A 21,006-nucleotide genomic window follows, 5' to 3' on the forward strand; every position below is an offset into this window, starting at 1 on the left:
TACTTACAGCGTATACCTAGGCGCTGGCCCTGTACCAGACGACGCCGTCGGAATCGGTGGTCTTGAGAGCTTCACCGCGCGTCATCAGGCAATTGAGGTGCGCCAGGCTTTCGCCGGTGGCCATGCCCAGCACCCACTCGTCGATCTTGCGCCGGAACAGCACCGGGAAAACATCGACCGCCCGCTTGGGCTCGGCGATCAGCTTTCGCAGCCGCGTCAGGCCGCGCTCATGGCCGCCGATCAGGTGGTCGATCCGGGCGTGCAGCCCGTGGAACGGCGCATTGTGGGCCGGCAGCACCAGCACATCGTCAGGCACCCGGCCCTTGATGGCCTCTAAGGTGGTCAGCCATTCGGTCAACGGATCGCCGTCCGGCTCGGTCGGGAAGACCGAGACATTCGAGGAAATCTTGGGCAGCACCTGGTCGCCGGAAATGAACAGCTTCAACTCCGGGCACCACAGGCAGGCGTGTTCCGGCGAGTGCCCGGCCCCAACCACGACCTGCCAAGTCCGCCCGCCGATCTCGATCTCGTCGCCGTCGTTCAGGCGATGGAAGCTGTCGGGCAGCGCATGCAGGCCGCGGCCAAAGCCGCCGAACTTGGCGCGGTAGTTTTCCAGCGCCTCTTCGTCCCACCCGGCGGCCCGGTAGAAGTCGAGGGCGTCGGCCGGCGCCTCGCGGCCGGTGTCGGCCGCCAACGAGCGGCACATCAGGAACTCCAGCCGCGTGATCCACAGCCGGCATTGGAATTTCCGCGTCAGCCATCCCGCCATGCCGATATGGTCCGGATGCATGTGCGTCACGAAGACGCGCGTCACCGGGCGGTTGCCCAGCGATTCGGCGAAGGCCTTTCGCCAGGCCTGCTGGGTGTCGGGGCCGCCCATGCCGGTGTCGACGATCGCCCACCCGCCCTCTTCCTCGATGGCCCACACATTGATGAAGGCAAGGGATCCACCGAGCGGCATCCGCAGCCACTTAACGCCTGGCGCGATGTCGATGGCCTCGCCAGTTCCAGGCCCATGTTCAAAGGGATAGGTCAGCTTGGGTCGCGGAGCCTGCTCGTAGGCCTCTTCAAATCCGTCGCGCAAAACTGCCTCCTGCTTGTCGTCGGCGCCCATTTTCGGACGTGCGAACGGCGGGAGCAAACCCGCATTGCACGCAACCGTCGCCTTGGTTCAGACGCTGTTCACGACGAACTTGACCCATAGAGCCGTCAGAGGCTTATGTCCGCCCTTAGGGAACCACCCAGGAGTTTTAAACCCATGAGGCCATTCATTACCGGGCTGGCCGCCACTTTGGCCTTGCTGGCCTTGGCGCCCGCGGCCACCTCAGCGCCTAAGAAGGCCGAGGAAATTACTGAGAAGGCGCGCACCCAGGGGATGGCCGAGGCCCCCGCCCTGGCGAAGGCCGCTGGAATCGCCTGCAACGTCAGCGACGCCCGCTTCGTCGGCAAGGTCGATGACAAGAAGGCGAAGACCTCGACCAATTTCTACGAGATCGACTGCGACCAAGGCGTCGGCTTCATCCTGTCGTCGGTTGTCGGCAGCGCCACGACCTCGTTCACCTGCATCGAGGCGAACAACCCGCAAGCCGACGGCTCGCCGTCGAGCCTGGGCTGCAAGCTGCCCGGCAACGCCGATCCGAAGTCGGATCTGGCGCCGCTCATCGCAGCCGCGAAGATTCAGTGCACCCCCGAACAGGTTCGCGGCGTCGGCCAAAGCGCCTCGGCGACCTATATCGAAGTCGCCTGCGCCGGCAGCGCCCAGGGCTTCATCCTGAAGACCAGCGCTCCGATGGACGCGGCCAAGCCGGTCGAAGCCACCGATTGCATGCTCTACGACAATGCGCAGAGCAACATTAAGTGCACCCTGCGCGACGCCGCTTCGCGTCTGGCGGTGGTCGACGGCCTCGCCGCTCAAGCCGGCAACGCCTGCGTTGTGAAGGACCGCAAGTACATCGGTCAGTCGCAGTCGGGCTCCAGCTTCTTCGAAGCCGCCTGCGCCGACGGCAAGGGCTTCATGTTCCGCGTCGACAACGGCAAGCTGTCGCAGACCTATGAATGCGCCAAGGCCTCGACTGTCATGGGCGGCTGCACGCTCACCGACGCCAAGGAAGCGGTGACCGAGCAGAACGGCCTCTACACCAAGCTGGCCAAAGCCGCCGGCTTCAACTGCGACGTCTCGAAGTACGCGCCCTTCCCCGGCCCGGCCGGCAAGGACATCGTCGAGATGGCCTGCTCCAACCGTCCGGACGGCGGCGTCGGCGTCTTCGGCGGCCCGAACGACAAGCCGATCGTCTATGACTGCGCTCGCGCCCCGATCGCCGGCTATCGCTGCTCCTTCACCAAGCCGGAAGTTGGCTTGGCGCTGGTCACGGCGGACCTGAAGAAGCTCGGCAAGAACGAGTGCACGGTCTCCAACAGCCGCATCATCGGCAAGACCGCCAAGGGCACGACCTACATGGAAGTGGCCTGCTCGGACGGCCTGAAGGGCTACATCATCGAGTACTCGGCTGACCTGACCCCGCTGACCACGACCGGCTGCGCCTTCTCGAAGGATTGCAAGCTGCCCGGCAACGTCTAAGCGACACGGCCTAGCAAGAACGACGAAGGCCCGGGGGCGACCCCGGGCCTTTTTCGTGGGCGCTTGTCGCTCTAGGCTTCTCCAAATCTGGAAGGGAGCACGATGTCAGGGTTCAAGGACCTTTCCGAGCGAGCCTGGCGGGTGCGCCAACTCTACGCCCAGCTTGAGACGCTCCGGCATGGACGTGCCTGGAGCGCTGAAGAGGTCGCCCTCGGTTTTGTCGGCGATGTGGGAGACCTGGCCAAGCTGGTGCAGGCCAAGGAGGGTGTGCGCGACATCCCCGACGCCCAGAACAAACTGGCCCACGAATTGGCCGACTGCCTGTGGAGCGTGATGACCTTGGCTCGTCTCTACGACGTGGATCTCGAGGCGAGCTTCTTTTCGACGATGGACGAGCTGGAGCGCGGGATCGAAGCCAAGCTTGAGAAGGCGACCATCGTCTAGCGGCGCACAAACCGAAAGGCCCGCAGGTTTCCCTGCGGGCCTTTTCTCATTCCGGCGTCAGCCCGCGGGCTGACCGGGCTTAGGCGTGGGACGAGGTCAAGTGGCCGTCGTTGAAGCCGCGCAGTCGAGCCAGAATCTTGCCCATAAAGGCATTCACAACCCGATAGGTGGCCAGTTGGCCTTCGACATTCTCAAAATCGGCAAACAGCATGATCGCTTCCTTTCGCTGGAAACAATCTATGCTGCGACGCACAAAAAATCAACGCTGCAGTGCAAAAATACTTCGCAACTGCAACCGGATTAGATTGCGGCCTCGATGAACTTTGGGCCTGGCTCGGCCATGGCGCGAGCGAAAGCGACGTCGAATTCCTCGGCGGTTTCGCACCGCACCGCGGGCAAGCCCAGGCCCTTGGCGACCGACACCCAATCGATCTTGGGGTCGCCGAGGTCGAGAAGCTTGGAGGCCGAAGGACCCGGATTACCAGAGCCGGTCCGTCCCATCTCGATATTGAGGATGCGGTAGCTGTGGTTGGCGAACACCACCACCGTCACGTCCAACTTCTCGCGCGCCATCGTCCAGAGGCTCTGGACCGTATACATTGCCGAGCCGTCGCCGTTCAGCGAGACGACCTTGCTGTCAGGCTTGGCCACGGCCGCGCCAATAGCCAAAGGCCCACCGATGCCGATGGCGCCGCCGGTGAGGGCCAGGACGTCATGTGGCTTGGCCGTCGCGCAAGGCACGGCCACACCACCGCCCGAGGTGACCGAGTCATCGCAGATGATCGCCCCCTCCGGCAGATAGCGCGCGATGGAGACGCCAGCGGCCTGCGGGGTCAGCGGGCCGGTTGGCGAGGCGTCAGCAACCTTCAGCGGTTGCACCGGCCCTGAGGCTGGCGCGCCCAAGGCGTCGGCCAGCGCCGCGAGGCCGGCGACCGAGTCTTCCTGCCGGGTCGAAAGCGTCAGGGTTTCACAGCCCTCGGGAACCAGGACGCTCGGCCGGTCGGGATAGGCGAAGAAAGCAACCGGCGTCACCGTGCCAACATAGACCATCAGGTCCACGCCCTGCAGATCGGCGAGGGCCGCCTCGCCGAAATACTGCATGCGGCCGGGCTGGAAAACGCCGGCTCCCCGCGGTTGGCGGGCGATGAAGGTGTCGGTCAGGACGCGGAAGCCGGCGGCGGCCAGACGGCTGGCCTGGACCAGGGCCTCGGCGCGCGTCGCCTGGCTACCCAGCAGCAGCACGGGCTTGGCGGCTGCCCGTATCGCCTTGGCCACAACATCCACCGCCTCGCCCGTCGGTGCGGCGCGCACCGGAACATTGGCGACCACCGGCTTGGTCGAAGCCGGCAGCCATGCCGAGTCGGCCGGCAGGATCAGACTGACCGGACCGCCGGGCGGGCCGTAGCTGGCGCTCACCGCCTCGGCCGCGATGGCCGCGACACTGTCGGGGGTATCGGCCGACTTCACCCAGATCGAGTTGGGACCGACGATGGTCGGGATGTCGGAGTTGAGCGGGGCGTCGTACTGGCGGTGATAGGTGGCGTGGTCGCCGATCACGTTGATGATCGGCGTGAAGGCGCGCCGAGCGTTGTGGAGATTAGCCAGGCCGTTGCCGTAGCCGGGGCCAAGATGCAGCAGGGTGCAGGCCGGCTTGTCGGTCATGCGGCCATAGCCGTCGGCCGCGCCGGTCGCCACGCCCTCGAACAGGCAGAGCACCGGGCGCATGGCCGGTTGACGGTCCAGCGCGCTGACGAACTGCATCTCGCTGGTGCCCGGATTGGCGAAGCAGGCGGTGACCTCGTTGGCCACCAGGGTCTCGATCAGAGCGTCAGCGCCGTTCATGTCAGAACACCATCACGTCAAATGAAACAGGATCGGAAAACAGCCGCTCGACCGCCTCGGCGCGTCGCGAGCGGGCCAGCGATTGGGCGATGTAGCCCTTGTCGGTGATCTCGCCGGCGCCCGCGTCGGGCGGGCTGTCCAGCACAAGGGCGCGGCTGATACGGCCGCCGGCGCCCTTGGCCTGGGCGTTGAAGCGCTCCATCCCCATGCGCACCGCGACCACGACCTCCTGCGGCGACATGGTCGGGTTGGGATAGAACAGCAGCCCCACCCCTTCGCGGCCCTCGCCGCAGACCACCGCGTCCGTGACCGCGTCGCCCACGGCCGAGACCGCCTTCACGCGCAGGTCGCCGACGCCCACGAAGGTGCCGCTGGCCAGCTTGAAATTCTCGGAGATACGGCCGTCGAAGGCCATGCCTTGCGCCGGCTCGGCCGGCTCCACGAACCGGGCCGCGTCACCCAGGCGGTAGAAGCCTTCCTCGTCGAAGCTCTCGGCTGAAAGCTCCGGCCGCCCCAGATATCCCGCTGTGACCTGCGGCCCCTTCACCCGGAACTCGAGCTTGCCCGCGGCCGGAATGAGCTTCACCGACGTACCCGGCACCGGCAGGCCGATCAGGCCCATGCGCTCGTTCGGCCAGTGGACGTTGCAGGCGGTCGGGCCGGTCTCGGTGGCGCCATAGCCCGAGGCGAAGCTGATCTTCTCGCCGACCGTGGCCATCGCCACGGCCTGGATGCGGTCGGAAATGTCCTGGCCCAGCGAGGCGCCGCCATATTGCAGCACGCGCACGCGAGAAAAGAAGGTGCGCGCCAGATCCGGGTCACGCTCCAGCTCACCAGCCAGCAGCATCCAGCCAGCAGGGACCATGTTGTGGTAGGTGGTCGAAACCTCCTTCAGGTTCCGGACCGTCTCGGCGAACCGGCCCGCGACCGGCTGACCGGCGTCGATATAGACCGTGCCGCCGCGATGCAGCGCCATGTGCAGGATCGAGTTGGCGCCCAGGCTATGGCTCCACGGGGCGGAATTCACCATCACCGGCGGCTCGTCGTCGGCGAAGCAGGCGGCGATCTGGGCCGAGTTGATCGCGATGTTCCGGTGCAGGCAGATCACCGCCTTGGGCAAGCCGGTGGAACCTGAGGTCAGGAGGTACTTGGCGTGATCGTCGGGGCGAGCGGCGGCATCGACGGCGCCCGCCCGCGCCAACCGCTCCAGCGGCACGTCGACCGGCCGCGCATTCTTGCCGGCGATGACCGGCAGGCCGGCCAGGAACGGCGCTTCCAGCGCCTCGCTGAACAGGGCCGCGTCCTCGGTGTAGATCGCCGACGGGTTCAGCACCTCGACGGCGTGGGCCAGCCGGGCAAGGTTGGCGCCGGGCAGGCCGTACTGCGGCGACACGGGCGCCACGGGCATGCCCTGGCTCATCGCCGCATATTTCACCAGCGCATGATCGACGCCGTTGCGGGCCAGGATCAGCAACGGCCGGGCGCCGACGACACCCAGTTCGCGCAGGCCCCCGGCGATGGCGCGAACCGCCTCGCGGGCCTCGGCGAAGGAAACCGTCCGCCAGCCTTCGCCCGAGCGTTCAGCCAGCCATGTCCGCGCCGGCGCCTCGGCGGCCCAGCGGTCAAGCGCCTGGGTGACGATGGTGAAATTGGTGGAGAACGCGGTCGGGTTGGTCAGCACCCGCTCACCGCCCGGCCTTTCCTCCACTTGCAGCTGCCGGGGCGCGTAGCGCGCGTCGCGGAACGGGGCGTCGGAAAGTCGGATCTTAGCGTCCATGTCCTAGCCTTAGCGGGACAGCGCCAGCCCCGCCAGTCTGCGTTCGAGATAGAGGCGTTCGGCCGGCGCCGGCTTCAGCGACAAGGCGGCGCGATAGGCGCTGGCGGCGTCGGCGGCCAGGCCCGCCCCCTCGCAGAGCGCCGCGCGCGCGGCTTGATATGGAAGCCAGGCCGCAAGCCGCCCGCCGCCCGGAACCGCCTCCAGCGCCGCCAGCCCCTCGCGCATCCCCCGCGCCTCCCCGACCGCCACAGCGCGATTGACGGCGGTCACCGGGTCGGGCCGGAAGTGCATCAGCCCATCGTAGAGCGAGACGATGTCGGCCCAAGGCGTCACCCCGGTTTCCCGCCGCGACAGGTGCGCGCCATGAATGGCGGCCATCAGTTGGCGCGGGCCAGGCTCGCCATGTCGCGCGGCGTTATCGAGCAGGCGCACGCCCTCGGCGATCAGGTCCGCGCGCCAAAGCAGCACGTCCTGAAGTGATGGGGGGATCATGGCGCCGCCTTCGTCCAGCCGCGCCGGGCGCCGAGCCTCGGCATAGCGAACCAGGGCGGCCAGCCCCAGAACCTCCGGTTCGCGGGGCATAAGCTCAGCCAGCTGCCCTGAGAGCCGCAGCACCTCTTCGGCGAACGGCGCGGCGTCTTCCGTGAGGCCGGCGTCCTGATAGGCTTGGGCGTAGGCGATCTCGAGCGTGGCCAGCACCGCCTCCAGCCGCTCGTTCCAAGCATCCCGGGCGGGGACTTCGAATGAGACTCCGGCGTCACGTATCTTGCGCTTGGCTCGCGTGATCCGCTGCAGCATGGCCGGTTCGGCCACCAGGAACGCCCGCGCCAGACGCTCGGTCGACAGGCCGCAGACGACCTTCAGCGTCAGGGCCGCGCGAGCCTCCGGTCCTACGGCCGGATGGCAGCAGACGAAGATCAGCCGCATCCGTTCATCAGGTATGGGCGCGTCGGCGGCGAGCAATTCATCCTCCGGCGTCGGCGCCGGCGGTCGCTCGTCATGGACGGCGCGCGTCCTGACGGCGAGGCGGCGCTTGGCGTCGAAGGCGTTGCGAAGCGCCGCGCGCCAGAGCCATGCGGCCGGATCGCGCGGCGGGTCGCGCCGCCAGGCCGGGATCGCCGCCGCGCAAGCCTCGGCGAAGGCCTCCTCGGCCTGGTCGAGATCGCGCAAGCGCGCGGCCAAAGCCGCGACGACCTGAGACCGGGCCGCGGCGATGGCCTGGCCGGCATCCGTCATCAGTAGATCGCGATGGGGCGGACCTCGACCATTCCGCCCTCGGCGACCGGCACCCTGCGGGCGTAGGCCAACGCGGCGTCGAGATCTGGAACATCGATAATGAAGTAGCCGCCCAGGTGTTCGCGGGTCTCGGCGAAGGGCCCGTCGTGCAGGCTCTGGCCGCCTCCGACCAAGGTCTTGACCGTCGTGGCGCTGGGCTGCAGGCCGTCGCCGCCGCGCAGGACGCCGTTGGCCGCCATTTCCTCCGAAAGAGCCGTATACTTGGCGACCACATCGACGAGCAGGGCCTCACCCGCGGGACCCTCGTAGATGTCTTCCGGCTCATAGATCAACAGCATGTACTGCATGGCGCTCGCCCTCATTTTCGTAACGCGACTTCCGCGTCGAAAGGTAGACGCGCCAGTAGGTCGCGAGTCGACAGGCGTCCTGGAAATTATCCCAGCCAGAGCGTCCCGCTGAGCCGTTGCAGCATGAAGGCGCTCGTCCTGGCCTGCACATAGGGGCCAAGGATGCCCAGCGACACCAAGCGCAGCGTCGCGTTGCCGGCGTTCAGGCCCGCCATTCCCCACCAACAGATCGGCAAGGAAAAGCCAAGGCCCGCGGCGGTCGAGCTCCAACGCGCGGCTTGATAGGGCGCCCAGACGGCCGCCAGGCTTACAAGCAGCGCCAGCCCCAAGGCGAAGAGCCCAATCACCTCCGCCACGCTCGCCGACACCAGGTCCAGCACCACCCCGGAGGTGAGGCCCAGCAGGATCCCGCCCACGAACAGCAGCATCATCACTGTTCCGAACCAGCCGATCGCAAAGGCGCTGTAGACATGGCGCCGTCGTGAGGCCGCCATGTCGAAACCCAGCCGCTGGCCCATGAAGGTCAGGCCGCCCCAAAGGCTGCCAGCCTGTCGCCGATGAGCGACCGGAAGCCACCATCCGAACGTCGCCAAGGTCAGCGATGCGTCCTTCATGTGGGCGAGCGCGAACTCCAGCGGCGATCCATGCAGCTCGAAGTGGACGCCCCGCCACTCGGTCCGGCTGGCCGTGTAGAGGAAGGCTCCGAACCGGCCGAGGCCCTCGACAAAGGCGATGGTCAACCAGGCTGCGACCGCGACCAACCCGCCCTGCAGCGGCCCCCAGGCCTGCACCGCCAGAACAGCGGCGAGCAACGGCCCGCCGATGGTCAGAACCTTCAACACGAAACCAACGAAAAGCTCGCGGCCGCCGCCGACATAGGTCAGCGGCTCGCCATAGAGACCCATCGAGCCCCATATGCGCCGCCGCACCTTGCTCTGCCCCCAGAACCGGTGCGCCGTCAGGGTGGCGAGATTCAACAGGCCATGCCTCAGGCTCAGCCCGAGGAAGCCGCGCGGCTCGATGCTCTGAACAAAGGCCAGGCCCAGCCCGCTGAACTCAACACTGTCGCCCGATCGCGACATCTACTCCCCCGCACTATGTGACCGAGCCTGTCACGTTCGGCGCACCCGCGCCAAGATCTTCCCCAACCAGGGGAGAGCTTAGCCGCCCAGCGTTTCGGAGAAGCGGACCGGCTCGCCGAGGCTCGGCGCCACGATCTCGTCGTCGCGCATGACCACCCGGCCGCGGATGATCGTGGCCACTGGCCAACCCTTGGCCTCGAAGCCGTCGAACGGGGTCCAGCCGACCCGGCTGGCCATGTCCTCATGGCTGATGATGCGGCGGGCCTTGAGGTCGACGATGGTGATGTCGGCGTCGTTGCCGACCGCCAGCCGGCCCTTGTCGGCCATGCCGAACACCCGGTTCGCGCCATGGCTGGTCAGATCCACGAAGCGCTCCAGGGACAGGCGTCCCTCGGCCACATGGGTCAGCATCACCGGAACCAGGGTCTGTACGCCGGGCATGCCCGAGGGCGACGCCGGATAGGGCCGCGCCTTTTCTTCCTTGGTATGCGGAGCGTGATCGGAGCCGAGCACGTCGGCGATGCCGGCGGCGATGCCATGCCACAGGCCAGCCTGGTGATAGGCGTTGCGGATCGGCGGGTTCATCTGGGCGTAGCCCTTCAGCCGCTCATAGGCCTCGGGCGCGGTCAAGGTCAGGTGCTGGGGCGTCACCTCGACGGTGGCGACGTCCTTGTGATGGGCCAGGAAGGTCATCTCCTCGGCCGTGGTGACGTGCAGCACGTGGATGCGCTTGCCCAGCGCCTTAGCGATGCGGACCAGGCGATGGGTGGATTCCAGCGCCGAGGCGGCGTCGCGCACCTCCTCGTGGCTGGTCCAGTCGCCGGTGCGGGCCAGCGGCCGGCGCTCGGCCAGGCGGTACTCGTCCTCAGAGTGGAAAGCCGCGCGGCGGTTCACATGGCGCAGGACCTGCTCGATGCCTTCGTCGTCCTGAACCAGCAGGCTGCCGGTCGAGGCGCCCATGAACACCTTGATGCCGCAGCAGCCGGGCAGGCGCTCCAGCTCGCCCAGGAACGGCGCATTCTCGTGGGTCCCGCCGACATAAAAGGCGTGGTCGCAGTGCATGCGGTGATTGGCGCGGGCGAGCTTGTCGGTCAGCGAATCCGGATCGGTGGTGGTCGGCTCGGTGTTCGGCATTTCGAACACGGTCACGACGCCCCCCAGGACCGCGGCGCGCGAGCCGGTCTCCAGGTCTTCCTTCCACTCCAGGCCGGGCTCGCGGAAGTGGACCTGGGTGTCGATGACACCGGGCAGGACGGTCAGGCCCTTGGCGTCGAAGACTTCGCCGGCCGAGGCCTGCGACAGGTCCCCGATCTCAACGATCTTTCCGTCACGCACGCCCACATCGGCGAACCCGCGGCCGGCGTGGTTCACCACCTCGCCACCCCTGATGATGAGGTCGAAGGTCTCGGGCATGTGTCGTCCTGGGTCTTGAGTTAGGTCTGGATTTTGGCGAGCAGGTCCTTGGCGGCGGCGGTCACCGTCTCCACCGGTAGGTCCATCATGTGACAGAGCGCCTGCGAAAGCCCTGGGTCAACCGCCCGGATCTGTTCGAAGCTGCGCGGGCCACGCACCACGCGAGTGTTCGGGCCCCAGGGCGCATAGAGTTGATCGTCCGAAGGCCCGAACAGGCCGATGGTCGGCGTGCCCGCCGCAGCGGCCAGGTGCATCAAGCCCGAATCGTTGCCGATGAACAGCCGCGCATGTTTCAGGCAGGCATAGGCCGCCAGCAATTCTACCTTGCCGGCCAAGTCGATCGTCCGCTCGCGCGGGATCACGCTGCGCAGGGCGGAGATCGCCTGCATGTCATCGGGGCCGCCCAGCAGCATCAGCCGACCACCGGCAAGCGGCCCGTCCAGCAATTGCGCGGCGACCTGGGCGAAACGCTCGACCGGCCAGGTCTTGCCGCCCCAGTTGGCGGCCGGCGCCAGCGCCAAGATCGGCCCCTGGCCGGCGGTCAGCTCGCGGGCGTAGGCCTCTGTCGCCTCCGACGTAAACAGATACGGCGCGGGCGGCTCGCCCTCGATCTTTAGCAGCCTTGCGGCCTCGACCACCTTGTGGACCGGCGCGCCAGGGCTGCGCTTGAACACCGCGCGGCGTTCGCGCTTCAGGAACTGAGAGATCGCCGAGCCGCGCAGATCGACGACCAGACCCCACTTGCGCTGACGCACCTGTCGCCAAAGCTTCAGCCAGTGGCCGCCGTTCTTGGATTTCTCGAAAACAATGACCCGATCCAAGTTCGGCATGTCGGCGAACAACGGCGCCGCGGCCGGGCCGGCGACGATCGTAAACCGGGCATGGGGGATCTCTTCCAACAACCGGCGGATCAGGCCGGAGGAGAGAACCGCGTCCCCGATCCGGGTCGCGGTAATGAACAGAATCGGGAAGGACCCGTGCGCCATCGTCTCTCTATAGGGCTCCTGCCGCTGGCGCTCCACCCGCCGAGCCCTTAACTGCTGAACCATGACGACAAATCCCTCCATCGCCGCCCTCACCAGCCGAGCGCTCATCGCGGTATCCGGTGAGGATTGGCGAAGCTTCCTGCAGGGACTGCTGACCCAGGACGTTGAGACCTTGGCTTCGGAAGAAGCCCGGTTCGCTGCTCTGCTGAACCCGCAGGGACGGCTTTTGTTCGATCTGTTCGTCGTCGGCCGCGACGACGGCGCCTGGATCGACGTGGAAACCACACATCGCGACGCGCTGATCATGCGCCTGACCATGTATCGCCTCCGGGCCAAGGTGCAGATTTCCGCGGATGATACGCCTGTGTTCGCCGCGTTCGGCGCCGATCCCGGCGCCGGCTGGATCGCCGACCCACGATTGGCCGACCTCGGCTGGCGCGGCTACGGCGTCGACGCCGCCCCGAATGTGGCTGAAGCCGAGTATGACGCCCACCGGCTGGCGCTGGGCGTGCCCGGTCCCGCCGATTGGGGAGTCGAGAAGACCTATCCGATCGAGGCCAATTTCGACCTGCTGAATGGCATCGACTTCAAGAAGGGCTGCTTTGTCGGCCAGGAGACGACCTCGCGCATGAAGCGTCGCGGTCAGATCAAGAACCGCATGCTGCCGATCCGCTTCGATGGTCCGGCGCCCGCTTCGGGATCAGAGCTGCTGAACGGCGAGCGCCGCGCTGGCGAGGTGCTCTCAGGAATCGAGGGCCAAGCCATTGCTCTGGTGCGATTGGACCGGGTGGTCGAAGGCGACCTCACGGCCGATGGCGTCAGTGTCCGGACCGAACGCCCCGACTGGATCGGCGCCGCCGGCGATCCGCCCCCTACCTGAATCGTCATGGCCGGGCTTTGTCCCGGCCATGCATAGACACTGCCTCCCGTGGTCCTGCAGGAGAGGGCCGCGCGTATGGATCCCCGACACTCCGCTACGCTTCGGTCGAGGATGACGACCTTTTGGGTTAGCTGAGGAAGAACGCCCGCAGCGCAGCCAGGGTCTCGGCGGGCCGTTCCTCGGGAATGAAATGCCCGGCGTCTATGGCCTGGCCAGTGACGTCGTCGGCCCAGTCGCGCCAGATCGCCAGAGGGTCGTACCAGTTCCCGACCGCCCCCTTTGAGCCCCACAGCACCTGCAGCGGCGCGGTGATCCTGCGCACCCCACGATCGGCCTCGTCGGCGGCGACGTCGTAGCGGGCGCCGGCACGGTAGTCCTCGCACATGGCATGGATGACCGCCGGATCGCCCAGCGCGTTCACATAGTCTGCATAGGCGTGGGGTTCGAAGAATGAAGCGCCGGACGCGATGCGGAAGGCGAAGTGCACCGGGTCGGCGGCGATGAAATGCTCAGGAAACGGATGGGCCTGGGCCAGGAACGACCAGTGCCAGTAGCCCAGCGCGAACCGCCGGTCGGCCAAGCGCCAGACATCGGCGGTCGGGATGATGTCCAAGACCGAGACCTTGCGAACCACCTCGGGCCGATCCAGCGCCAGGCGATAGGCGACCCGCCCGCCCCGGTCGTGGCCGGCGACATTGAAGCTCTCGAACCCCAGACCGGCCATCAGGGCGACGACATCGCGGGCCATGGCGCGTTTCGAATAGGGCTCGTGATCCTCGGTCGTCACCGGCTTGGAGCTTTCGCCGTAGCCGCGCAGGTCGGGCGCGACCACGGTGAAGTCACGCGCTAGCTCGTCGGCGATCTTGCCCCACATCATGTGGGTCTCGGGATAGCCGTGCAGCAAAAGCAGCGGCGGACCGGCCCCGCCATGACGAACTCGCAGCGTCGCCTCACCCGTATCGATGCGCGACAGTTGGAAGCTCTCGAACGCCATGCAGCAGGCTCCGCTTGATAGGGGCCGGCCCGAGCGCCAAAACTCGACCCCATGACCGACGATCCGATTCGTTGCGGGTGGCGCGGCATGGCCGGCGACCCGCTTTATGAGGCCTATCACGACACCGAATGGGGCGTGCCCGAATACGATTCGCGCGCGCTCTGGGAAAAGCTGGTGCTGGACGGGTTCCAGGCGGGCCTCTCCTGGATCACCATCCTGCGCAAGCGCGATGCTTTCCGCGCCGCCTTCGCCGACTTCGATCCCGACGTCGTCGCCAGGTTCGGCGATGAGGATCGCGCCCGACTGATGGCCGACGCTGGCATCGTCCGCTCCAACGCCAAGATCGACGCCGCCATCAACGGTGCGCGGATCTATCTCGACATGCGCGACAAAGGCGAGGACCTGTCCCAGTTCATGTGGAGCTTCACCAACGGCAAGGTGATCCAGAACAACTGGGAGCGCATCGACCAGGTGCCGGCCCAGACCCGCGTCGCCGAGGAGATGTCCAAGGCGCTGAAGGCCAAGGGCTACAAGTTCGTCGGCCCAGTCATCGTCTACGCCTTCATGCAGGCCACCGGCTTTGTGAACGATCATCTGACCTGCTGCCATCGGCACGCCCAGGTGAAGCGGATGGGCCGCTGATGCCTGACATGATGCTGGAAATGGCCTGCCCTGGCCCCGTCTGCGGCGTGGACGAGGCTGGACGCGGCCCCTGGGCCGGCCCGGTGTCGGCCGGCGCGGTCATCCTCGACCCGAACCGGCTGCCCGAAGGCCTGGACGACTCCAAGAAGCTCACCGCCAAGGCCCGAGCGGCCCTGGAGCTGGACATTAAGGACAAGGCCCTGGCCTGGGGCGTGGGCCTGGCCTCCGTCGAGGAGATCGAAAACCTCAATATCCTCCAGGCCACCGGCTTGGCCATGCGCCGCGCCGTCGAGGCGCTGGCCATCACCCCGGCCTTCGCCCTGGTGGACGGCAACTACCGCTTCAAGCTGCCCTGCGAGATCAAGACTGTGGTCAAGGGCGACGCGATCTCATCATCAATCGCCGCGGCCTCGATCCTGGCCAAGGTCGCCCGCGACCGCCTGATGACCGAGATGGACTCGGTCTATCCTGGCTACGGCTTTGCGGCTCACAAGGGCTATCACGCCCAGGTCCATGTCGAGGCGCTGCGGACTCTTGGCCCCTGTGCGATCCATCGGCGCAGTTGGGAGCCGGTGCGCCTGCTGCTGATCGAACGTGGCGAACTGATCGCCGATTGACGGTTTGAATCAAGATTGACCCTCCCCGCCCGGCGTAGGTTTGTTGGGCATGAGCAACGATCTGGTCCACGCCCTGCTTCTCCAATCCAAGGCCTGCGCCTATCTCGGCTCGGCGTTTCATGCCGAATTGCTGAACTGCGCCGCGGCCGACCTCGAGGCCGGGGGCGCGGTGGCTCCGTTGCTGGCCCCTTGGGCGAATGCCGATCCCAAGGCGATCATGGCGGCCGCCGTGCCGTTGCGGCTGCTGGGCGCCCTGCATGACAGGGTGCTGAGCGGCGAAGACCCGGCCCTGAGCGCCGCCTATCCTCGCCCCGGTCAAACCGCCGACGCGCAGATCGCCTGGCGTGAAGCCGCCCGCGCGATCGTTGAACGCGAAGCGCAACTCGCCGCCTTCATGCAGCATGAGCCGCAAACCAACGAGGTCCGGCGGTCGGCCTGCCTGCTCGGCGGCTTTCTGACCATCGCCCAGGAAACTGGCCTACCGCTCCGCTGCTTCGAGATCGCCGCGAGTGCGGGGCTGAATCTCTCCTGGGACAAATACAGCTACAGCCTCGGCGATGCAGCCTGGGGTCCGGAAAGCCCCGTGCAACTGCCGACCGATTGGTCCGGCCCGCTGCCGCCGCTGAACGCCGAGATCGCGGTCATCGAGCGCGGGGCCTGCGACCGTCGGCCAGTCGATCTGACCGATCCGGTCCAGCGCCGCCGACTGCTTGCCTACGTCTGGCCCGACCAGTTTGAACGGCTGGACCGGCTACGCGCCGCCGTCGACCTCGCCTTGGCGATGGGGACTACGGTCGAGACCGCCGACGCCGTGGCGTGGACCGAGAGAACGGCCGGTCCGTCGCCCGGCGCAGCGACCGTCATCTACCATTCGGTCTTCTGGCAATACATGCCAGCCGAAAGCCAGACCGCCCTGCGCAAGACCATCGAGCATCTCGGCGCCCGAGCCACCGCCCAGGCGCCGCTCGCCTGGCTGCGCATGGAGCCGCCGCCGGAGAACGTGGCCGGCATGGAAATTCGCCTGACCCGCTGGCCCGGCGGTGAGGAACGCGTGCTGGCCGACGTCCACCCTCATGGGGCGTCGGTCAGATGGCGAGGCCCCGCCTAGGCGGCGGCCGCTTCGACCACGCCAGCGACGCTAAAGAAGTCCAGGCCGACCCTCCGGCCGCCACAGCGATCCAAGACCGCGCGAATAGCGGCCGAGGCCGGCGCGTCAGGACCCGTGGGCGCCCAAGCCCAGGCTTGGCGCGATCGCCATTGGGCGTAGTTGACGACACGCCGTCCGTCCTCGCTGGCGTGGAAGCTGATCGAGACAAAAGCTGGATCGTGCCGAAAATAGAGCTCGACCTGCTCGGCGATGCCGTCGATCAGCGCTTGCTGCTGATCGGGCTCGACCTCGAAATCCATCAGGATCGTGAAGTATCGATCTTTTTCGATCGCCGGCATGGGTGCGCTCCTTAAGCCTTTGCCATCCAAGGAGCCGGAGTTGTAAAACCTCAACTATGGTTGAGGTCAAGCAGTGATGATCACGAACGCCAACCGGCCCCGGACGATGGTCCCAGACCTCTCCGTCGGCGAGGTCGCCACCCGCAGCGGCGTGCCGGTCTCGACCATTCACTTCTACGAATCCAAGGGCTTGATCCAAAGCTGGCGCAGCGCGGGCAATCAGCGCCGCTACCCTCGCGGCGTGCTGCGCCGGATCGCGGTGATCAAGGTGGCCCAGCGCACCGGGGTCCCCTTGACTGTGATCGGTGAAGCGCTGGCCACCCTGCCCGAAGGCCGTCCACCCACCGCGCAGGATTGGAATAGAATGTCGGCGGCCTGGAAGGACGAGCTCGACGCCCGCATCGCCCGGCTGACCAAACTGCGTGACCAGCTCGACGGCTGCATCGGCTGCGGCTGCCTCTCGCTCGAAGCCTGCCCTCTACGCAACCCGCGCGACGAGCTGGCGCGGGAAGGCGCAGGTCCAAGGCTTCTCGACCCGGCCTAGGCGTGGGTCAGGCGATCCGCAGTTCGTCAGGGTGGCCAAGGACCGCGCCGAATATCGCGCACCAGTTCAGACGGCGGCGAAAAACTCGGTTGGACGTCGACGATGAGGAGCGCCTGCGTCATCCTGCAGGGCAACCTCATTGCGATTCGCTTGGCAAGGCTGGCCGGGTCGCCGCCGGAGGTTTCAGGCGAACAGGACGGGCGCCGCGCCGTATTTGTGCGGTTCGCGCACGATTTACCTTTCGCTAACCACGTTTTTCAACTCCCCCTTCACCACGATGACTCAGGATTCTGACTCCGGACATCGAGGTTAGTGACATGGGCGTTTCGACCGACACCATCATTCACGGGGACTGCATCGAGGAACTGAGGAAGCTGCCCGAGAAATCGGTCGACCTCGTTTTCGCCGATCCCCCCTACAACCTCCAGCTTGGCGGCGACCTGCTGCGCCCGGACAATTCCAAGGTCGATGCGGTCGATGATCACTGGGACCAGTTCGAGAGCTTTGCGGCCTACGACAAGTTCACTCGCGAATGGCTGACCGAGTGCCGCCGGGTCCTGAAGGATGACGGCGCGCTTTGGGTCATCGGCAGCTATCACAACATCTTCCGGGTCGGCGCCACCCTGCAGGACCTCGGGTTCTGGCTGCTCAACGACATCGTCTGGCGCAAGGCCAACCCGATGCCGAACTTCAAGGGCACCCGGTTCACCAATGCGCACGAGACCCTGATCTGGGCGGCCAAGGGCCGCGGCTCGCGCCGCTACACCTTCAACTACGACGCCATGAAGATGGCCAATGACGACGTGCAGATGCGCTCGGACTGGACCTTCCCGCTGTGCACCGGCGAGGAGCGGCTGAAGGACGAGAACGGCGTCAAGGCGCACCCGACCCAGAAGCCCGAAGCTCTGCTGCACCGCCTGATCCTGGCCTCGACCAAGCCCGGCGACGTGATCCTCGACCCGTTCTTCGGCACCGGCACCACCGGCGCGGCCGCCAAGCGCCTGGGCCGCCGCTATATCGGCCTGGAGCAGGACGAAAAATACGTGAAGCTCGCACGCGAGCGGATCTCGAAGGTCATTCCGATGGCGCCGGGCGATCTGGAAGTGACCGGATCCAAAAAGTCCGAGCCCCGCGTGCCCTTCGGCCAGGTGCTGGAAGCGGGCCTGCTGAGCCCGGGCGACACGCTCTATTGCTCCAAGGGCGCCCACGCCGCCCGCGTCCGCGCCGACGGCAGCCTGGTGGTCGGCGAGCTGTCCGGTTCGATCCACAAGGTTGGCGCCATGGTGCAATCGGCCCCAGCCTGTAACGGCTGGACCTATTGGCACTTCAAATCCGACAAGGGCCTGGCCCCCATCGATGTGCTGCGCTCGAAGATTCGCTCGGCGATGCCATCGGCCTAGGGCCGCAAACCACTAGCTCGTCCTCCTAGGTCTTATGCCTAGGATGACGAGGTGTATGGGCTGGCCTAGAGCAGGTTGCTCAGCCCGGCCCTCGCGGCTTTCAGGAACACGCTCGGCAAGGCGTCCAGACCGACACGCGGAGTCCAGATAAAACCATCGGCGTCGCCCTCGGCCCGCAACAGCCGCAGGGTCAGGCTGAAATGGGTGAAGACATGCTCAACCTCGCCCACCGGCCGCCACTGAGCGCCGACCGGCGCGGCGGCCATGGCTTCCTCGTCGTCCCAGCCGGTGGCGCGCCAGTCGCTCGTCGGCAGGGCCAGCATGCCACCCAGCAACCCCTTGGGGGGACGGCGGATCAGGGCCACTTCATTTCCGCGCGTTAGAATATAGGCCACGCCATTGCGATGCGGCCGGGCGATCTTGGCGGCCTTGCGCGGATAGGTTTCGGGCTCGCCGCCAGCCAGGCCCGCGCAGAACTCCGCCACCGGGCAACGATCGCAAAGCGGGCCCTTCGGGCGGCAGACCGTGGCGCCTAGGTCCATCAGCGCCTGGGCCCAGTCGCCGGGACGCTCATCCCGCACAAGCGCCCCGGCCAATCGCTTCAGTTCGACCTTGGCGTCCGGAAGCGCCTGTTCGACGGCGAACAGCCGCGACATCACGCGCTCGACATTGCCATCGACCACATTGGACGGCCGGTCGAAGGCGATCGCCGACACTGCCGCCGCGGTATAGGGACCAAGCCCCGGCAACGCCCGCAGTCCTTCTTCGGTATCGGGGAATACGCCGCCATGCTCACCGGCCACGGCACGCGCGCAGGCCAGCAGGTTGCGAGCGCGGGCGTAGTAGCCAAGGCCCGCCCAGGCGGCCATCACCTCGCCATCCTCCTCGGCGGCCAGATCCGCCACCGTCGGCCAGCGGGCGGTGAACTTCAGGAAGTAAGGTGTGGCGTGCGGCACGGTGGTTTGCTGCAGCATCACTTCGGACAGCCAGACCCGGTAGGGATCGGCCCGCACCCCGGCGCGATTGTCGGCCGGGCCGACCCGCCAGGCGAGGTCACGGGCGCCGGCGTCGTACCAGGCAAGCAGTTTGGCGCGGAGTGTTTCTGGGGTCACCGGATCTCGCTACCCGATCCTCGCCTCGGCGGGGAGCCTTGATGTATGGTGAGGCGATGCCTCGTCCTCTTCCCACAGCCGCGGAAGCCGCCGCCATACTGTCGCGCAAGCGCACGCGGCCGCAGCACCGCCCGCCGCCGGTCGCCGGCCGCGGTCTGCGCCGACTGCTGAAGGACCTGGACGAGAAGTTCGGCCAGGGCCCCGGCGCCCTCCAGGCCCGCTGGCGCGAGATCGTCGGGGCTGAGATCGCCAAGCGGACCGAGCCGGTGAAGCTCACCAAGCCACGCGGCGGCGGCCCCTCGGCGCTGGAGATCCGCGTCGCCGGCGCTTCGGCCGCCCTGATCCAGCATCAGGCGCCGGAGATCGTCGCGCGGGTGAACCTGTTCCTGGGCTCTGGAACGGTGAACAAGCTCCGCATCGTTCAGGGGCCGCTTAGAAACCTGACCGGTCCTGCGACCAAACCGCCCCGGCGGCGAACGGCTCCGCTGGACGCCGCCCAGGAAGCCGAACTGGCGAAAAGCCTGGCTGACGCCCCGGACGGCCCTCTGAAAACCGCATTGCTAAGCTTGGGTCGAGGCGTCCTACGCCGCCACGCCGGTTGACTTTAGACGCCGCCGCACGTTCCTGCCGGCGGGAATCGCGCTTTACTCTTTCATTCGGACTTCCGCAGAGGTGCAAATGCCGAACTTCAACCGTCGCCTGCTTGTCGTCGCCGCCCTGGGCGCGCTCGCCCTCGCCGGCTGCTCGAAGGGCGCTGGAACCGTCGACACCGCCGACATGACCCTGGGCGATCCGAACGCTAAGGTGAAGATGGTGGAGTACGCGTCCCTCACCTGCAGCCACTGCGGCACGTTCAACAATGACGTCTTCCCGGCGTTCAAGGCGAAGTACATCGACACCGGCAAGGTGCACTACACCTTCAAGGAATTCCTGACCCCTCCGAACGAGGTCGCCGCCGCCGGCTTCCTGACCGCGCGCTGCGCCGGCAAGGACAAGTACTTCAACGTCACCGACGCGATCTTCCATGCCCAGCAGGAAATGTTCACGACCGGCGACATGCGCGGCGTGCTGCTGCGCATCGCCCAATCGGCGGGCCTGACCGAAGAGCAGTTCAACGCCTGCATCACCGATGAAGCGGCGCTGAAGGCCCTCAACGAGCGCGTCGAAAAGGCCATCAAGGTCGACAAGATCAATGCGACCCCGACCTTCGTGATCAACGGCAAGAAGGTGAAGGAGGGCGAGGTCTCGCTCGCCGAACTCGACGCCGCCGTCGCCGAAGCCTCGAAGTAAGCCATGGCTCAGCCGAACCGCCGTGTCGCTCTCGTCGCCGCACTAGGCGTCCTGATGTTCGCGGCCGGTTCGGCGACCGCCGCACCTAGTCCTGGCGAAATGACCTTGGGCAATCCCAAGGCCAAGGTGCAGATGGTGGAATATGCGTCGCTGAGTTGCGTGCACTGCGCGCACTTCAACAACGAGGTCTTCCCAGCTTTCCGGAAGAAGTACATCGACAGCGGCAAGGTGCATTACACCTTCCGCGAAATCCTGACGCCTCCGAACGAGGTCGCCGCAGCGGGCTTCATGGTCGCCCGCTGCGCCGGTAAGGATCGCTACTTCGCCGTGCTCGATGCGATGTTCCATGAGTTCGACACCTGGGCGAAATCGGGCG

General features: G+C 66.8%; 23 protein-coding genes. 12 read left to right on the top strand and 11 right to left on the bottom strand.

Annotation, left to right across the window (positions count from 1 at the left end; all coding sequences use genetic code 11):
• Positions 1-16 precede the first annotated feature (16 nt).
• Positions 17-1,084, bottom strand: a complete 1,068-nt coding sequence (locus Q8M13_RS15220; RefSeq protein ID WP_305300854.1) for an MBL fold metallo-hydrolase — start codon at positions 1,082-1,084, stop codon at positions 17-19.
• Positions 1,085-1,258: 174 nt separating this feature from the next.
• Between Q8M13_RS15220 and Q8M13_RS15225 the strand changes: the two genes are divergently transcribed.
• The 3 genes from Q8M13_RS15225 (at position 1,259) to Q8M13_RS15235 (ending at position 3,326) form a co-directional block, all read left to right on the top strand.
• Positions 1,259-2,578 carry a hypothetical protein gene (locus Q8M13_RS15225; protein ID WP_305300855.1) on the top strand — a complete coding sequence of 440 codons (1,320 nt, stop codon included), beginning with the start codon at positions 1,259-1,261 and terminating at the stop codon, positions 2,576-2,578.
• Between the two features lie 102 nt (positions 2,579-2,680).
• The gene (locus Q8M13_RS15230) at positions 2,681-3,022 is read left to right on the top strand and encodes a MazG nucleotide pyrophosphohydrolase domain-containing protein (protein WP_305300856.1); all 342 of its coding nucleotides are present in this window, start codon (positions 2,681-2,683) and stop codon (positions 3,020-3,022) included.
• A gap of 100 nt (positions 3,023-3,122) precedes the next feature.
• Positions 3,123-3,326: a hypothetical protein gene (locus Q8M13_RS15235; protein WP_305300857.1), complete on the top strand. Its 204-nt coding sequence runs from the start codon at positions 3,123-3,125 to the stop codon at positions 3,324-3,326.
• Here the strand turns inward: Q8M13_RS15235 and Q8M13_RS15240 are convergent.
• The 7 genes from Q8M13_RS15240 to Q8M13_RS15270 form a co-directional block, all read right to left on the bottom strand.
• Positions 3,323-4,864, bottom strand: a complete 1,542-nt coding sequence (locus Q8M13_RS15240; RefSeq protein WP_305300858.1) for an acetolactate synthase large subunit — start codon at positions 4,862-4,864, stop codon at positions 3,323-3,325. The genes Q8M13_RS15235 and Q8M13_RS15240 overlap by 4 nt on opposite strands.
• A 1-nt stretch (position 4,865) precedes the next feature.
• Positions 4,866-6,641, bottom strand: a complete 1,776-nt coding sequence (locus Q8M13_RS15245; protein ID WP_305300859.1) for a feruloyl-CoA synthase — start codon at positions 6,639-6,641, stop codon at positions 4,866-4,868.
• Positions 6,642-6,650: 9 nt separating this feature from the next.
• Positions 6,651-7,877 carry an RNA polymerase sigma factor gene (locus Q8M13_RS15250; protein ID WP_305300860.1) on the bottom strand — a complete coding sequence of 409 codons (1,227 nt, stop codon included), beginning with the start codon at positions 7,875-7,877 and terminating at the stop codon, positions 6,651-6,653.
• Complete coding sequence (locus Q8M13_RS15255; protein ID WP_305300862.1) at positions 7,877-8,224, bottom strand: YciI family protein; 348 nt, start codon at positions 8,222-8,224, stop codon at positions 7,877-7,879. Before Q8M13_RS15255 ends, Q8M13_RS15250 begins: the two co-directional genes overlap by 1 nt.
• Positions 8,225-8,310: 86 nt before the next feature.
• Complete coding sequence (locus Q8M13_RS15260; protein ID WP_305300864.1) at positions 8,311-9,306, bottom strand: DUF898 family protein; 996 nt, start codon at positions 9,304-9,306, stop codon at positions 8,311-8,313.
• Between the two features lie 78 nt (positions 9,307-9,384).
• Positions 9,385-10,719, bottom strand: coding sequence for a dihydroorotase (locus tag Q8M13_RS15265; protein ID WP_305300866.1), 1,335 nt, complete (start codon positions 10,717-10,719; stop codon positions 9,385-9,387).
• Between the two features lie 20 nt (positions 10,720-10,739).
• Positions 10,740-11,705, bottom strand: a complete 966-nt coding sequence (locus Q8M13_RS15270; protein WP_305300868.1) for a glycosyltransferase family 9 protein — start codon at positions 11,703-11,705, stop codon at positions 10,740-10,742.
• Positions 11,706-11,766: 61 nt separating this feature from the next.
• On the opposite strand from Q8M13_RS15270, the gene Q8M13_RS15275 reads away from it, so the two are divergent.
• Positions 11,767-12,585 (top strand): folate-binding protein YgfZ, encoded by an 819-nt coding sequence (locus Q8M13_RS15275; protein ID WP_305300869.1) that lies wholly within the window; start codon positions 11,767-11,769, stop codon positions 12,583-12,585.
• A gap of 127 nt (positions 12,586-12,712) precedes the next feature.
• Here Q8M13_RS15275 and Q8M13_RS15280 read toward each other — a convergent pair whose 3' ends face one another.
• The gene (locus Q8M13_RS15280) at positions 12,713-13,579 is read right to left on the bottom strand and encodes an alpha/beta fold hydrolase (RefSeq protein ID WP_305300870.1); all 867 of its coding nucleotides are present in this window, start codon (positions 13,577-13,579) and stop codon (positions 12,713-12,715) included.
• 51 nt (positions 13,580-13,630) lie between these two features.
• On the opposite strand from Q8M13_RS15280, the gene Q8M13_RS15285 reads away from it, so the two are divergent.
• The 3 genes from Q8M13_RS15285 to Q8M13_RS15295 are packed head-to-tail and all read left to right on the top strand — an operon-like array spanning position 13,631 to position 15,946.
• The gene (locus tag Q8M13_RS15285; RefSeq protein WP_305300872.1) at positions 13,631-14,221 is read left to right on the top strand and encodes a DNA-3-methyladenine glycosylase I; all 591 of its coding nucleotides are present in this window, start codon (positions 13,631-13,633) and stop codon (positions 14,219-14,221) included.
• Positions 14,221-14,838 (top strand): ribonuclease HII, encoded by a 618-nt coding sequence (locus Q8M13_RS15290; RefSeq protein ID WP_305300873.1) that lies wholly within the window; start codon positions 14,221-14,223, stop codon positions 14,836-14,838. The genes Q8M13_RS15285 and Q8M13_RS15290 overlap by 1 nt, the downstream gene beginning before the upstream one ends.
• Before the next feature lie 49 nt (positions 14,839-14,887).
• Positions 14,888-15,946: a DUF2332 domain-containing protein gene (locus Q8M13_RS15295; protein ID WP_305300874.1), complete on the top strand. Its 1,059-nt coding sequence runs from the start codon at positions 14,888-14,890 to the stop codon at positions 15,944-15,946.
• On the opposite strand, the gene Q8M13_RS15300 is transcribed toward Q8M13_RS15295, so the two are convergent.
• Positions 15,943-16,284, bottom strand: a complete 342-nt coding sequence (locus tag Q8M13_RS15300) for an antibiotic biosynthesis monooxygenase (RefSeq protein ID WP_305300875.1) — start codon at positions 16,282-16,284, stop codon at positions 15,943-15,945. The genes Q8M13_RS15295 and Q8M13_RS15300 overlap by 4 nt on opposite strands.
• Before the next feature lie 76 nt (positions 16,285-16,360).
• Between Q8M13_RS15300 and soxR the strand changes: the two genes are divergently transcribed.
• Positions 16,361-16,828: a redox-sensitive transcriptional activator SoxR gene (soxR, locus tag Q8M13_RS15305; RefSeq protein WP_305300876.1), complete on the top strand. Its 468-nt coding sequence runs from the start codon at positions 16,361-16,363 to the stop codon at positions 16,826-16,828.
• A gap of 317 nt (positions 16,829-17,145) precedes the next feature.
• Positions 17,146-18,228 (top strand): site-specific DNA-methyltransferase, encoded by a 1,083-nt coding sequence (locus Q8M13_RS15310; RefSeq protein WP_305300877.1) that lies wholly within the window; start codon positions 17,146-17,148, stop codon positions 18,226-18,228.
• A gap of 65 nt (positions 18,229-18,293) precedes the next feature.
• Here the strand turns inward: Q8M13_RS15310 and mutY are convergent, their stop codons facing one another.
• A complete protein-coding gene (gene mutY, locus Q8M13_RS15315; RefSeq protein WP_305300878.1) occupies positions 18,294-19,340 on the bottom strand; it encodes an A/G-specific adenine glycosylase in 1,047 nt (348 codons plus the stop codon).
• Positions 19,341-19,396: 56 nt separating this feature from the next.
• On the opposite strand from mutY, the gene Q8M13_RS15320 reads away from it, so the two are divergent.
• The 3 genes from Q8M13_RS15320 to Q8M13_RS15330 all read left to right on the top strand — a co-directional run.
• A complete protein-coding gene (locus Q8M13_RS15320; protein ID WP_305300879.1) occupies positions 19,397-19,942 on the top strand; it encodes a DUF721 domain-containing protein in 546 nt (181 codons plus the stop codon).
• 76 nt (positions 19,943-20,018) lie between these two features.
• Positions 20,019-20,630, top strand: a complete 612-nt coding sequence (locus tag Q8M13_RS15325; protein WP_305300880.1) for a DsbA family protein — start codon at positions 20,019-20,021, stop codon at positions 20,628-20,630.
• Between the two features lie 3 nt (positions 20,631-20,633).
• A partial coding sequence (locus Q8M13_RS15330; RefSeq protein ID WP_305300881.1) for a thioredoxin domain-containing protein occupies positions 20,634-21,006 on the top strand: 373 nt, incomplete at its 3' end.

This window comes from Phenylobacterium sp. (genome assembly GCF_030681155.1).
In the GTDB taxonomy this organism is placed as follows: domain Bacteria; phylum Pseudomonadota; class Alphaproteobacteria; order Caulobacterales; family Caulobacteraceae; genus Phenylobacterium.